The organism is Quadrisphaera sp. INWT6 (assembly GCF_015390235.1).
Taxonomy (GTDB): Bacteria; Actinomycetota; Actinomycetes; order Actinomycetales; family Quadrisphaeraceae; genus Quadrisphaera.
In genome coordinates this window covers 282,721-295,157 of sequence record NZ_VUOH01000005.1, presented here as the reverse complement: position 1 = coordinate 295,157, position 12,437 = coordinate 282,721, and the positions used below count along the sequence as shown (strand labels likewise).

The 12,437-nt window shown below is 71.8% G+C and carries 11 protein-coding genes; all 11 read left to right on the top strand.

What is annotated here, in order from left to right:
• Positions 1-245: 245 nt before the first annotated feature.
• The 11 genes from F1641_RS16310 to F1641_RS16260 all read left to right on the top strand — a co-directional run bounded on the left by F1641_RS16310 (position 246) and on the right by F1641_RS16260 (position 12,423).
• Positions 246-1,328 carry an ABC transporter permease gene (locus F1641_RS16310; protein ID WP_194907338.1) on the top strand — a complete coding sequence of 361 codons (1,083 nt, stop codon included), beginning with the start codon at positions 246-248 and terminating at the stop codon, positions 1,326-1,328.
• Positions 1,328-2,185, top strand: coding sequence for an ATP-binding cassette domain-containing protein (locus F1641_RS16305; RefSeq protein ID WP_194907337.1), 858 nt, complete (start codon positions 1,328-1,330; stop codon positions 2,183-2,185). The genes F1641_RS16310 and F1641_RS16305 overlap by 1 nt, the downstream gene beginning before the upstream one ends.
• Positions 2,186-2,411: 226 nt before the next feature.
• A complete protein-coding gene (locus tag F1641_RS16300) occupies positions 2,412-3,425 on the top strand; it encodes a substrate-binding domain-containing protein (protein WP_194907335.1) in 1,014 nt (337 codons plus the stop codon).
• A gap of 87 nt (positions 3,426-3,512) precedes the next feature.
• Complete coding sequence (locus F1641_RS16295; RefSeq protein ID WP_194907333.1) at positions 3,513-4,403, top strand: sugar phosphate isomerase/epimerase; 891 nt, start codon at positions 3,513-3,515, stop codon at positions 4,401-4,403.
• A gap of 205 nt (positions 4,404-4,608) precedes the next feature.
• Positions 4,609-6,114: a mannitol dehydrogenase family protein gene (locus tag F1641_RS16290; protein WP_194907331.1), complete on the top strand. Its 1,506-nt coding sequence runs from the start codon at positions 4,609-4,611 to the stop codon at positions 6,112-6,114.
• Between the two features lie 381 nt (positions 6,115-6,495).
• A complete protein-coding gene (locus tag F1641_RS16285) occupies positions 6,496-7,566 on the top strand; it encodes a LacI family DNA-binding transcriptional regulator (protein ID WP_194907329.1) in 1,071 nt (356 codons plus the stop codon).
• 63 nt (positions 7,567-7,629) lie between these two features.
• Entirely contained in the window at positions 7,630-9,006 is a 1,377-nt protein-coding gene (locus tag F1641_RS16280) for a sugar ABC transporter substrate-binding protein (protein ID WP_194907327.1), read from the top strand.
• Positions 9,007-9,117: 111 nt separating this feature from the next.
• A complete protein-coding gene (locus F1641_RS16275) occupies positions 9,118-10,095 on the top strand; it encodes a sugar ABC transporter permease (protein ID WP_309225660.1) in 978 nt (325 codons plus the stop codon).
• Entirely contained in the window at positions 10,092-10,976 is an 885-nt protein-coding gene (locus F1641_RS16270; RefSeq protein ID WP_194907325.1) for a carbohydrate ABC transporter permease, read from the top strand. Before F1641_RS16275 ends, F1641_RS16270 begins: the two co-directional genes overlap by 4 nt.
• Positions 10,973-11,764 (top strand): SDR family oxidoreductase, encoded by a 792-nt coding sequence (locus F1641_RS16265; protein ID WP_194907323.1) that lies wholly within the window; start codon positions 10,973-10,975, stop codon positions 11,762-11,764. The genes F1641_RS16270 and F1641_RS16265 overlap by 4 nt, the downstream gene beginning before the upstream one ends.
• A 2-nt stretch (positions 11,765-11,766) precedes the next feature.
• Entirely contained in the window at positions 11,767-12,423 is a 657-nt protein-coding gene (locus tag F1641_RS16260; protein WP_194907321.1) for a transaldolase family protein, read from the top strand.
• Positions 12,424-12,437: the final 14 nt, after the last annotated feature.

Genomic DNA, 12,437 nt, shown 5'->3' with positions numbered 1-12,437 from the left:
GGCCGCTCCCCGACCGCTCGGGAGCGGCCCGAGCGGGCGCCGTCCGTCCCCCGGGGGAGGGGGCTGAGCTGGAGCGGAAACGCGTTTCCGTCAGAATGTCATGACAAAGGGTTGACACGGTCAGCCGTGGTGGGCGAGGCTCGCCGTGCTCCGGACGCCGAGGAGGGTGTCCGCCGCTCCACACCGAAGTCACCGTCGATCTCGCTGCCGAACTCACTGCTGAGTCACCGCGTCAGGAGCGTCCTATGGCCACCACTGCACCCTCACCCGCTGCGGCGGGCTCGACAGGCGGGGCGACCCCGCCCCCCGCGACCCGCGACGACCGCGTCGGCAAGCGCCCGCTCGTCGCCACGCTGCTCTCGCGCCCCGAGGTCGGGTCCGTCCTCGGCGCGGTCGTCATCTTCGTCCTCTTCCTGGTCGTCGCGCCCGTGTTCCGCAACCCCGCCTCGCAGGGCACCGTGCTCTACACGAGCTCGACCATCGGCATCATGGCCGTCTCGGTCGCGCTGCTGATGATCGGCGGGGAGTTCGACCTGTCTGCCGGTGTCGCGGTGACCACGAGCGGCCTGACGGCCTCGATGACCGCCTACCAGCTCGGGCTCAACGTCTGGGTGGGCGTCTTCATCGCCCTGGTGGTCTCCGTCGGCATCGGGGCCTTCAACGGCTGGCTCCTCATGAGGACGGGCCTGCCGAGCTTCATCATCACGCTCGGCACGTTCTTCATGCTGACCGGCCTGAACCTCGGCGTCACGCGCCTCGTGGCCGACGGGGTGAGCACCCAGAACATCTCCGACATGGAGGGCTTCGCCTCCGCCAAGGCCGTCTTCGCCTCCACGGTCTCGGTGGGCGGGGTCAACATCCAGATCACCGTCTTCTGGTGGCTCCTGCTGGTCGCCGTCTCCACCTGGTTCCTGCTCCGCACCCGCGCGGGCAACTGGGTGTTCGCGGTCGGCGGTGACCCGAAGGCCTCCCGGGCCGTCGGCGTCCCGGTGCGCAAGACCAAGATCGGTCTGTTCATGTTCGTCGGCTTCACGGCCTGGTTCCTCGGCATGCACACGCTCTTCAACTTCAACGTGGTGCAGTCCGGGCAGGGCATCGGCAACGAGTTCCTCTACATCATCGCGGCCGTGGTCGGCGGCTGCCTCATGACGGGTGGCTACGGCTCGACCATCGGTGCGGCCGTCGGCGCCTTCATCTTCGGCATGACGGTGAACGGCATCGTCTACGCGGCCTGGAACCCGGACTGGTTCCGGCTGTTCCTCGGCGTGATGCTGCTCCTCGCCACGATCGTCAACCTCGTCGTCAAGACCCAGGCCGAGAAGAGGTGATGGCGGTGTCTCGAGCCAGCACAGCCACTGTCGTCGAGCCGACCAGCCCCGTCAGCGAGATCGTCTCGCTGCGCGAGGTCGGCAAGAGCTACGGCAACGTCCACGCCCTCCGCGGGGTCTCCCTGGTGGTGCGCCAGGGAGAGGTGACCTGCGTCCTGGGCGACAACGGCGCCGGCAAGTCGACCCTCATCAAGATCCTCGCCGGGCTGCACGCCCACTCCGAGGGCGAGGTCGTCATCAACGGCGAGCCGGTGACCTTCTCCTCGCCGCGCGAGGCGCTGGAGCGGGGCATCGCGACCGTCTACCAGGACCTGGCCCTGGTCCCGCTGATGAGCATCTGGCGCAACTTCTTCATGGGCGCCGAGCTCCGCAAGGGCCCGTTCCGCATGCTCGACGTGGCGACGATGAAGGGCATCGTCGCCGACGAGCTGCTCAAGATGGGCATCGACGTCCCCGACCTCGACAGGCCCGTGGGCGGCCTGTCGGGCGGCCAGCGGCAGTGCATCGCCATCGCCCGGGCCGTCTACTTCGGCGCCAAGGTGCTGATCCTCGACGAGCCCACGGCTGCGCTGGGCGTCAAGCAGTCGGGTGTGGTGCTCAAGTACGTGGCACGGGCCCGCGACGCCGGCCTCGGCGTCGTCTTCATCACCCACAACCCGCACCACGCGTACCTGGTGGGCAACCACTTCGTCATCCTCAACCGCGGCCGGGTCTCCCTCGACGGCTCACGGGCGGAGATCAGCCTCGAGCGCCTGACCAACGAGATGGCCGGCGGTGCCGAGCTGGAGGCCCTGGGTCACGAGCTGGGCGCCTCCGTGAAGCAGATGGAGGAAGGTGCCCAGCTGCACGCCAGCTGACGTCCCCCTCCTCCCGCAGAACGCCCCGGAAGGCCTCCTCAGCGACGCCTCCCGGGGCGTCCTGCGCCCACCGGTCCTCCCACCGGATCCGTGACCAGAACGTTATTGACACGATGTCCGGACATGGACATGCTCCTGTCAGCAGGTCAGGACGAAGCCGTCCGACCCTCTGCTCCACAGCACTCCCCGCACCACTCTGGCGACGACGACAGATGGGATCTCCTCGATGTCTCTCCTCACGATGGGCCGCCGCGGCGGCCGCGCTACCGCCCTCGTGTCCGCGCTCGTGCTGGCGGGCAGCCTCGCGGCCTGCTCCAGCACCGGCGGCGCCCAGCAGGACGACACCGCCGCGCAGGGCGGCGGCGGTGGCGACAAGCCGACGACCATGAAGGTCGCGATGATCACCCACGGCGCCGCCGGCGACACCTTCTGGGACACCATCCGCAAGGGCGCCGAGGCCGCTGCCGCGAACGACGGCGTCGACCTGCAGTACTCCTCCGACGGCGACGCCAACAACCAGGCCACGCTGATCCAGAACGCGATCGACGCCAAGGTCGACGCCATCGCGGTGACCAGCCCCAACACCGGCGCTCTCGGCGCCCCGATCCAGGCGGCCATCGCCGCGGGCATCCCCGTGACGATGTTCAACGCCGGGGCCAACGACTGGAAGACGCTCGGGGCCCTCAGCTACTTCGGCCAGGACGAGGCCATCGCCGGCGAGGCCGCTGGTGAGCGCCTCAAGTCCGAGGGTGCGCAGAAGGTGCTCTGCGTCATCCAGGCCCAGGGCCAGAGCCAGCTCGAGGCCCGCTGCGACGGCGTGTCCAAGGGCCTCGGCACCGACGTCGAGCGCCTCTACATCAACGGCACGGACCTCCCCCAGAGCCAGTCGACGATCTCCTCCAAGCTCCAGCAGGACCCGAGCATCGACCACGTCATCACCCTCGGCGGGCAGTTCGCCCTGGCGGCCGTGCAGGCCAAGGGCGACGCCGGCAGCCAGACGAAGGTCGTCACCTTCGACAACAGCGCCGACGTCGTGAAGGCCATCCAGTCGGGCGACGTGGGGTGGGCCATCGACCAGCAGCCCTACGCGCAGGGCTACCTCGCCGTCGACTCGCTGTGGATGAACAAGAACGCCGGCATCGTGCTCGGCGGTGGCCAGCCGGTGCTGACCGGTCCGGCCTTCGTCGACTCCACGAACGTCGACGCGACCGCTGACTTCGCGGCGCAGGGCCTGCGCTGACCTCGTCCTGACCCGGGTGGCCAGCGCCCATGATCATCGTGATCATGGGCGCTGGCCACCTCCACGTCCGCCCACGGAGGAGCACCCGTGAAGATCGCCCTCGACCCCACGCCGTTCCACCACAGCCACTCCCTGCTCGAGCTCCCGCGCCTGGCCTCGGACCTCGGCTTCGAGCACCTGCAGCTGACGCCCCACCGCGACGTCATCCCCTTCTTCCGCCACCCCCGCGCCGACGACGCCCTCGTGAAGCGCTTCAGGGCCGAGTGCGACGCCGCCGGCGTCGGCATCGCCTCCGTGCTGCCGGTGCTGCGCTGGTCCGGTCCCGACGAGGTCGACCGCGAGGCCGCGGTCCGCGCCTGGAAGCGCGTCATCCAGATCACCGTCGACCTCGGCGTCGACGTCATCGGCACCGAGTTCTCCGGGCGCCCCGAGGCCGCCGAGCGCTCCGACGCGGCGTTCTACCGCTCCATGGAGGAGCTGCTGCCGATCATCGAGCGCGAGGGCGTGCGGGTGCTCATCGACCCGCACCCCGACGACTTCGTCGAGGACGCCCTCGAGGCCCTCCGCGTCATCCGCGGCCTGAACAGCCCGAACGTCGGCTTCGTGTACGTCTCCAGCCACACCTTCCACTACGGCCACCCCGTCGAGCCGGTCATGGAGGCGGCGGGCGACCTGCTGCAGCTGGTGCACGTCAGCGACACCTTCGACCACACCCGCTCCCACGGGCTGCGCTACATCAGCAACCCGCCCGGCAACACCGCGCGCGTGCACAGCCACCTCAAGGTCGGCGACGGCGACGTCGACTTCGACGCCTTCTTCGACGGCCTGGTCCGCCTGGGCTTCGACCAGCGCGACGACACCGTCATGTGTTCCAGCGTCTTCGCCGAGGACGAGGACGCCGTGGCCGTCTCCCGCTACCAGCTGAGCGCCCTGCGCGACGGCGTCGCCGCGGCCCGCGCCCGCCTCGCCACCAGCTGACCCACACCGTCGGAGCGGCCGGGTGCCCGTGATCTCCGTGACCACGGACGCCCGGTCGTCGGCGGCCTCTCGCGACCACCAGGCTGCAAACGATGTCATCCGTGCGGCCGATCGTCGTGACCTCGGCCCCGGAGCGCCCTAGGGTGCCCTGTGTGCCGCGGCCCGCGAGGCGGCGCGGCGGTCCGCACACTCCCTGGAGGCGACGATGCCCGAGCAGGCCACTGCCCTGAACGCCCAGAACCTGGCCGCCGTCGCCGAGCGCGTGCCGGTGCCGACGTACGACAGGTCCGCCGTCACCGCGGGCGTCGTGCACTTCGGGGTCGGGGGCTTCCACCGGGCCCACCAGGCCATGTACCTCGACAGGCTCCTGGCCGACGGCGCCGAGGGCGCGACCGACTACGGGATCTGCGGCGTGGGCGTCCTGCCCGGCGACGCGCGCATGCGCGACACGATGGCCAGCCAGGACTGCCTCTACACGCTCGTGCTCAAGCACCCCGACGGCTCGCTGGAGCCGCGCGTCATCGGCTCGGTGGTCGAGTACCTCTTCGCCCCCGACGACCCTGAGGCCGTGGTCGAGAAGATGGCGGCGCCCACCACGCGGATCGTCTCCCTGACGGTCACCGAGGGCGGCTACAACCTCGACGACATCACCGGGGAGTTCCTCACCAGCACCCCCGCCGTCGCCGCCGACGCCGCGGCCGGCTCCGACGCGGCTGCGCTCACGACGGTGTTCGGGCTCGTGGTCGAGGCGCTCGTGCGCCGCCGCGACCGGGGGCTGGAGCCGTTCACGGTGATGAGCTGCGACAACCTGCAGGGCAACGGCCACCTCGCGCAGACGGCGTTCGCGGCGTTCGCGTCCCTGCGGGAGGAGGCGCTGGGGGAGTGGGTGCGCGAGCACGTCCGCTTCCCGAACTCGATGGTCGACAGGATCACCCCGGCCACCACGCCGTCCGACGTGGAGCTGGTCGAGCGGGAGTTCGGCATCGCCGACGCCTGGCCCGTGGTGTGCGAGCCGTTCACGCAGTGGGCCCTGGAGGACTCCTTCGGCGCCGGCCGCCCGCCGCTGGAGCAGGTCGGGGTGCAGGTGGTGCCCGACGTCGAGCCGTACGAGCTGATGAAGCTGCGCCTGCTCAACGCCAGCCACCAGGCGCTGGCGTACTTCGGGCGCCTGCTCGACCACGAGCTGGTCGACGGCGCCGCCACCGACCCGGCGCTGAAGCCGTTCGTGCGCGCCTACATGGACCGCGAGGCCACCCCGACGCTGTCGCCGGTGCCCGGCGTCGACCTCGACGAGTACAAGGACACCCTCGAGGAGCGCTTCGGCAACCCCCACGTGCGCGACACGACGGCGCGGCTGGGTGCGGAGAGCTCCGACCGCATCCCCAAGTGGCTGGTCCCGGTGGTGCGGGCGAACCTGGCCGCGGGGCGCGACGTGCACCGCTCGGCCGCCGTCATCGCCAGCTGGGCGCGCTACGCCGAGGGCGTGGACGAGCACGGCGCACCGATCCAGGTGGTCGACCGCCGCGCCGAGCGCACCACGGCCGCCGCGCAGCGCCAGACGGGGGAGGACGGCGACCCGCTGGCCTTCGTGCGCGACCGCGAGCTCTTCGGCGACCTGGTCGACGACGAGCGCTTCACCGAGGCCTACCTCGACGCGCTGCGCGGCCTCCACGCCGAGGGCGCCCGCGCCACCCTGGAGCGCCTCCTCTGACCGTCAGGTCGCAGCCGAGCGCTCGGCTGCGGTTCGTGAGGGGGCAGGAACCGCAAGCAGGCGCTCGGCTGCGGTTCGTGAGGGGGCAGGAACCGCAAGCAGGCGCTCGGCTGCGGTTCGTGAGGGGGCAGGAACCGCAAGCAGGCGCTCGGCTGCGGCGCGCGCGGGTGGTCGGGACGCCCATGATCAGGGCGCGGAAGTGCACCGGACGTCCATGATCACGGGGAGGGGCGGGTAGCCCGTCTTCCTGTCGGGAGACCGGCAACGGCCTGTGGGCCTCCCGTGACCTGATCGTGACCAAAGGCGCGTTGACAACGTTTGCAGGGACTGGCCAGACTCATGCCTGCTGCAGACGACGACGTCAGGGCGGGAGGCTGGACCATGGTCAACACCACGAAGAGCCGTGCCGGCCGCGCCACGCTCACCGACGTCGCCGCCCTCGCAGGCACCAGCCCCTCCACCGTCTCGCGGGTGCTCCACGGCGGCGCCGGGGTCACCGACGAGCTCACGGCCCGCGTCCGCCAGGCGGCGTCCGACCTCGGCTACTCGGTGAACCGCCAGGCGCGCTCCCTGCGCCGCGGCAAGGACACCGCCATCGGCGTCGCCATCGAGGACTTCACCATCCCCTTCTTCGGCCGCATCGTGGCCGAGGTCGAGCGGGCGGCCCACGCCCGCGGCTACGGCGTCGTCATCACCTGCGCCGGCTCCGGGCGCTCGGAGGAGGAGGCCGTCGAGCCGCTGCTGTCCCGCAGCGTCGCCGGGCTCGTCGTCGCCACCGGCACCGCGGGCGCCCCGAAGGGCTACCTCGCCGAGGTGGCCACCGAGCTGCCCGTGGTGCAGGTCGACGCCCCGGCGGCCAGCCCGTTCTCCGACGCCATCGGCATCGACAACGAGGCCGCCGGCCGCCAGGTGACCGAGCACCTCATCGCGCGCGGCCACCGGCGGATCCTCTTCGTGGGCTCCGGCCCGGCGGCGACCACGGTCCAGCTCCGCCGCCAGGGCTACGAGGCGGCGATGCGCGAGGCCGGGCTCGACCCCCGCGCCACCTGGATGGGGTACCTGCCCAGCGAGGTCACCGAGCGGGCCGTCGGGACCCTCGCCGACCTCACCGGCAGCGGCGCCGACGGCGGCGGCATCACCGCCGTCGTGTCCGGCGTGGCCCGCGTGACCATGGGCCTGGCCTCGGCCATCGCCCGCCTGGGCCTGCGCGACCTCGCCTACGTCGCCATCGACGACCTCGCCGGCGCCGACGCCTTCGCCACGCCCCTGACCGTCCTCGAGCAGGACGTCGAGGCCATCGGCGCGCGCGCGGCCGAGCTCCTCTTCGCCCGCATCGACGGGTGGGACGGGCCGCCGGCGCACGAGCTGGTGCCCCTGCACCTCATCGAGCGGGGCTCCGGCGAGCTCCCCCCGCGGGCGCTCACCACGAGCACCCCCTCCCAGACCCCCTGACACACCCACGTCCCGGGCGCGCACCAGCGGCCGGGCACCACCAGAAGGAAGAGGTCCCACCTCATGGCAGCACGACGACGTGTCCTGGCCTCCATCGCCGCAGCAGCCGGCGTCGCCGTCCTCGCCTCAGGGTGCGCGGGCGCCGGCGGCGGGGGTGGCAGCGGCAGCGGTGGGAGCGCCGGCAGCGGTGACGCCGACTCCATCAACGTCGTGATGGTGAACAACCCGCAGATGGTCGACCTGCAGAAGCTCACGGCGGACAACTTCACCAAGGAGACCGGTATCACGGTCAACTACAAGGTGCTGCCCGAGAACGACGCCCGCGACACCATCCAGACCGACTTCTCCCAGCAGTCGGGCCAGTACGACGTCGCCACCATCTCCAACTACGAGGTGCCGTTCTTCTCGGCGAACAAGTGGATCGCGAACCTCGACGAGAACATCGCGGCGGACTCGGCCTACGACCAGGACGACGTCCTCAAGCCCATCGCCGACGGCCTCAAGGGCGCCGACGGCTCGCAGTACGCCGAGCCGTTCTACGGCGAGAGCTCGTTCCTGATGTACCGCAAGGACGTCTTCGACGCCAAGGGCCTGACCATGCCCGCCAACCCCACGTGGGACCAGGTCGCGGAGCTCGCGGCGCAGGTCGACGAGGGCCAGGGCGGGATGCGCGGCATCTGCCTGCGCGGCCAGGCCGGCTGGGGCCAGGTCTTCGCCCCGCTGACCACGGTGGTCAACACCTTCGGCGGCACCTGGTTCGACGCCGACTTCAACGCGCAGCTCACCGCCGCCCCCTTCGAGGAGGCGACGAAGTTCTACGTCGACCTCGTGCAGCAGCACGGTGAGCCCGACGCGGCCAACGCCGGCTTCACCGAGTGCCTGAACGCCATGACCCAGGGCGGCGTGGCCATGTGGTACGACGCGACCTCCGCCGCCGGCTCGCTCGAGGCCGACGACTCCCCGGTCAAGGGGAAGATGGGCTACGCCGCGGCCCCGGTGAAGGAGACCGCCTCCTCCGGCTGGCTCTACAGCTGGGCGTTCGCCACGCAGGAGTCCTCGCAGAAGAAGGACGCCGCCTGGAAGTTCATCTCCTGGGCCACCAGCAAGGAGTACGAGGAGCTCGTGGGTGAGCAGATCGGCTGGTCCAACGTGCCCGCCGGCAAGCGCTCCTCGACCTACCAGAACGCCGACTACCAGCAGTCGGCGCAGGCCTTCTACCAGGCCACCGAGGCGGCCATCAACGCCGCTGACCCCAACAACCCGGGCGTGCAGCCCCGTCCGGCGCCGGGCATCCAGTTCGTCGCCATCCCCGAGTTCGCCGGCATGGCCACCCAGGTGAGCCAGGGCGTGAGCGCCGCGATCGCCGGCCAGCAGACCGTCGAGCAGGCCCTCGAGGCCGGCCAGCCGCTGGCCCAGGCCGCTGGCGACGCCAACAAGTAAGCCCACCCATCCGGTGGTGAGCGCACCCTCCCCGGCCCGTCGTCCGGCCAGCCCCGTGCTGGGCGGCGGCGGGCCGGGGAGGGGCGCCCACCCGGCGGAAGAAGGACTCCCGTGACCACAGCCACACCTGCGGCGTCGGAGCTGACGCCGGAGCAGCGCACCACCTACCAGGCCCCCCAGGGGCAGGCCGCCCGCGACAAGCGCGAGGCCCGGCGCCGCCGGATCCCGCTGCTGCCGGCGCTGGTCTTCACGATCGCCGCGACGCAGCTGCCGTTCCTCGCGACCATCGTCATCTCGTTCATGGACTACCGGGCCCTGCGGCCCGACCAGCGCGGCTTCACCGGCTTCGACAACTACGTCCAGGTCTTCACCAACCCCGCGATCCGCAGCGCGGTGCTCACCACGATCCTGCTGACGGCCACCGTCGTCATCGTCAGCCTGGTCCTGGGCACGGCCATCGCCCTGCTGCTGGACCGGAAGTTCTTCGGCCGCGGCGCGGTGCGCACGATGATGATCGCGCCGTTCCTCGTGGTCCCCGTGGCCGCGGCCCTGCTCTGGAAGCACGGCATCCTGAACTCCGGCTACGGCCTGCTCAACGGCGTGCTGACGTGGGTCTGGGGGATCTTCGGGTCCGACAGCCCCCCGCAGCCCCAGTGGCTGAGCGACTACCCGCTGATCTCGATCGAGCTCTCGCTCATCTGGCAGTGGACGCCGTTCATGATGCTGATCCTGCTGGCGGGCCTGCAGTCCAAGCCCGGTGACGTGGTCGAGGCCGCCCGCATGGACGGCGCCGGGAGCTGGCAGATCTTCCGCTACATCACGTTCCCGCACCTGCGCCGCTACCTCGAGCTCGGCGGCCTGCTCGGGTCGATCTACATCGTCCAGGCCTTCGACTCGGTGTTCATCATCACCGCCGGCGCGCTGGGCACGGCGAACCTGCCGTACACGATCTACGCGACCTTCTTCCAGCAGCAGAACTACGGCCTGGCCTCGGCGCAGGGCGTGGTCGTGGTGATCGGCACGATCATCATCGCGACCTTCGCGCTGCGCACCGTGTCCAGCCTGTTCGACGAGGAGACCGGCCGATGACCACGCACACCAACCCGGCCGTCGCCGCCACCTCCTTCAAGGGCGGCCGCGCGAAGAAGCGGCGCACCCCCGAGCAGGGCGGGCACCCGGCGTGGGGGATCGCCGCGTGGGCGGTGGGCCTGCTCTTCGCGGCGCCCGTGCTCTTCATGCTGCTGACGTCGTTCCACTCCGAGACCGACGCCGCCACCAACCCGCCGTCGGTCCTGGCGCCGCTCACCCTCGACGGGTACCGCTCGTTCTTCGCGGGCCAGCCCTGGCCGCCGCTCATCAACTCCCTCACGGCGTCGGTGGTCTCGACGCTGCTGGTGCTGGTGCTGGCGGTCCCCGCGGCCTACGCGCTGAGCATCAAGCCGGTGGAGAAGTGGACCGACGTCCTCTTCTTCTTCCTCTCCACCAAGTTCCTGCCGATCGTGGCCGGGCTGCTGCCGCTGTACCTGTTCGCCAACTCCATCGGCGTGCTCGACAACATCACCTTCCTGATCCTGCTGTACACCTCGATGAACCTGCCGATCGCGGTGTGGATGATGCGCAGCTTCCTCGCCGAGGTGCCGGTGGAGATGATGGAGGCGGCCCAGCTCGACGGCGCCGGCCTCATCACCATGCTCCGCTCCGTGGTGGCGCCGGTGGCGCTGCCCGGCATCGCGGCCACCTCGCTGATCTGCTTCATCTTCAGCTGGAACGAGCTGCTCCTGGCCCGCACGCTGACCTCGACGGTGGCGAGCACCTCCCCGGTGTTCCTCACCAGCTTCGCCACCAGCCAGGGCCTGTTCCTGGCGCAGGTGTGCGCGGCCGCCGTCGTCATCTCCCTGCCGGTGCTCGCCGCGGGCTTCGCCGCCCAGGACAAGCTGGTCCAGGGCCTCTCCCTCGGCGCGGTGAAGTGACCCCTCGCTCCGCCGTCGTCACGGGTGCCGCCGGCGGCATCGGCCGGGCGGTCGCCGCGCGGCTGCACGCCGACGGCCTCGCCGTCACCCTGCTCGACCTCCCGCGCAGCGCCGACGCGCTGCGCGGGGTGGAGGACGGGCTGCGCGCCACCGGGGGAGCCAGCGCGCAGCCCGTCCGGTCCGACCACGTCGACGTCACCGACGAGGACGACGTCGAGCGCGCCGTCCGCGACCACGTCGCCGCCCTCGGCGGGCTGGACGTCGTCGTCGCCAACGCCGGCATCGCCGTCACCGCCCCGCTGCTGGAGACGACCACCGCCCAGTGGGACACCACCATGGCCGTCAACGTGCGCGGCGTCGCCAACTGCTACCGCGCCGGCGCCCGGCAGATGGTCGCCCAGGGCCGCGGGGGCCGGCTCATCGGCGCGGCCTCCGTGGCCGCCCACCGCGCCGGCCGGTGGCAGAGCGCCTACTCCGCCTCGAAGTTCGCCGTCCGCGGGCTGACGCAGGCCGTGGCCCTCGAGCTGGCCGAGCACGGCATCACCGCCAACTGCTACAGCCCCGGGGTGGTGGAGACCCCCATGTGGGACTCCATCGACGCCGACCTGTCGCAGCGCACGGGCGCCGCCCGCGGCGCGCCGATGGCCGCCATGACCGGGCAGATCGCCCTCGGGAGGCTCCAGTCCCCCGACGACGTGGCCGGTGTGGTCTCCTTCCTCGCGTCGCCCGACGCGGCCTACATGACCGGCCAGTCCGTCGTCGTCGACGGCGGCATGTACCTCTCCTGACCGTGAAGGGCCCTGACGACCCCGTGGACCTGTACCTCGACACCGCCGACCGCGACGCCGCCCTGGCCCTGCTGGCCACCGGCGCCTTCCGCGGCGTCACCACCAACCCCGTCATCCTCCAGCGGGCGGGCCTGACCGTCGCCGACGCGCCGGCCGTGCACGACTGGGCCGTGGCCGGCGGGGCCGAGCGGGTCTTCCTGCAGTCCTGGGGCGCCTCCGCCGACGAGGTCACCCGGCGCGGGCGCGAGCTGGCGGCCCTCAGCGACCGCGTGGTGGTCAAGGTGACCGCGACCCTTGCCGGCGCCACGGCCTGCGCCCGGCTGGTCACCGAGGGCGTGCCGACGCTGCTCACCGGGGCGTTCACACCCGCGCACGCCGTCCTGTCCGCCGGGGTCGGTGCGTCGTGGGTGGCCCCGTACGTCAGCCGGATCTCCTCCGACGAGGCCACCGCGGTCGACGTCGTCGTGGCCATGCACCGCGCGCTCGGCACCGGGCCGACGGCCGTGCTCGCCGCGAGCCTGCGCAGCCTCGACGCGGTCGGCGCCCTCGCCGCCGCCGGGGTCCCGGCGGCCACGCTCGGCGTGCCCCTGGCCGAGGCCCTCTTCACCCACGAGCTGACCCTCGCGGCCGACCGCACCTTCGAGGAGGCCGCCTCCTGAGCGCGCCGTAGGGT

Coding starts and splice junctions, on each gene's coding strand:
- F1641_RS16310 (WP_194907338.1), top strand. CDS start 246: ATGGCCACCACTGCACCCTCACCCGCTGCGGCGGGCTCGACAGGCGGG.
- F1641_RS16305 (WP_194907337.1), top strand. CDS start 1,328: ATGGCGGTGTCTCGAGCCAGCACAGCCACTGTCGTCGAGCCGACCAGC.
- F1641_RS16300 (WP_194907335.1), top strand. CDS start 2,412: ATGTCTCTCCTCACGATGGGCCGCCGCGGCGGCCGCGCTACCGCCCTC.
- F1641_RS16290 (WP_194907331.1), top strand. CDS start 4,609: ATGCCCGAGCAGGCCACTGCCCTGAACGCCCAGAACCTGGCCGCCGTC.
- F1641_RS16285 (WP_194907329.1), top strand. CDS start 6,496: ATGGTCAACACCACGAAGAGCCGTGCCGGCCGCGCCACGCTCACCGAC.
- F1641_RS16280 (WP_194907327.1), top strand. CDS start 7,630: ATGGCAGCACGACGACGTGTCCTGGCCTCCATCGCCGCAGCAGCCGGC.
- F1641_RS16270 (WP_194907325.1), top strand. CDS start 10,092: ATGACCACGCACACCAACCCGGCCGTCGCCGCCACCTCCTTCAAGGGC.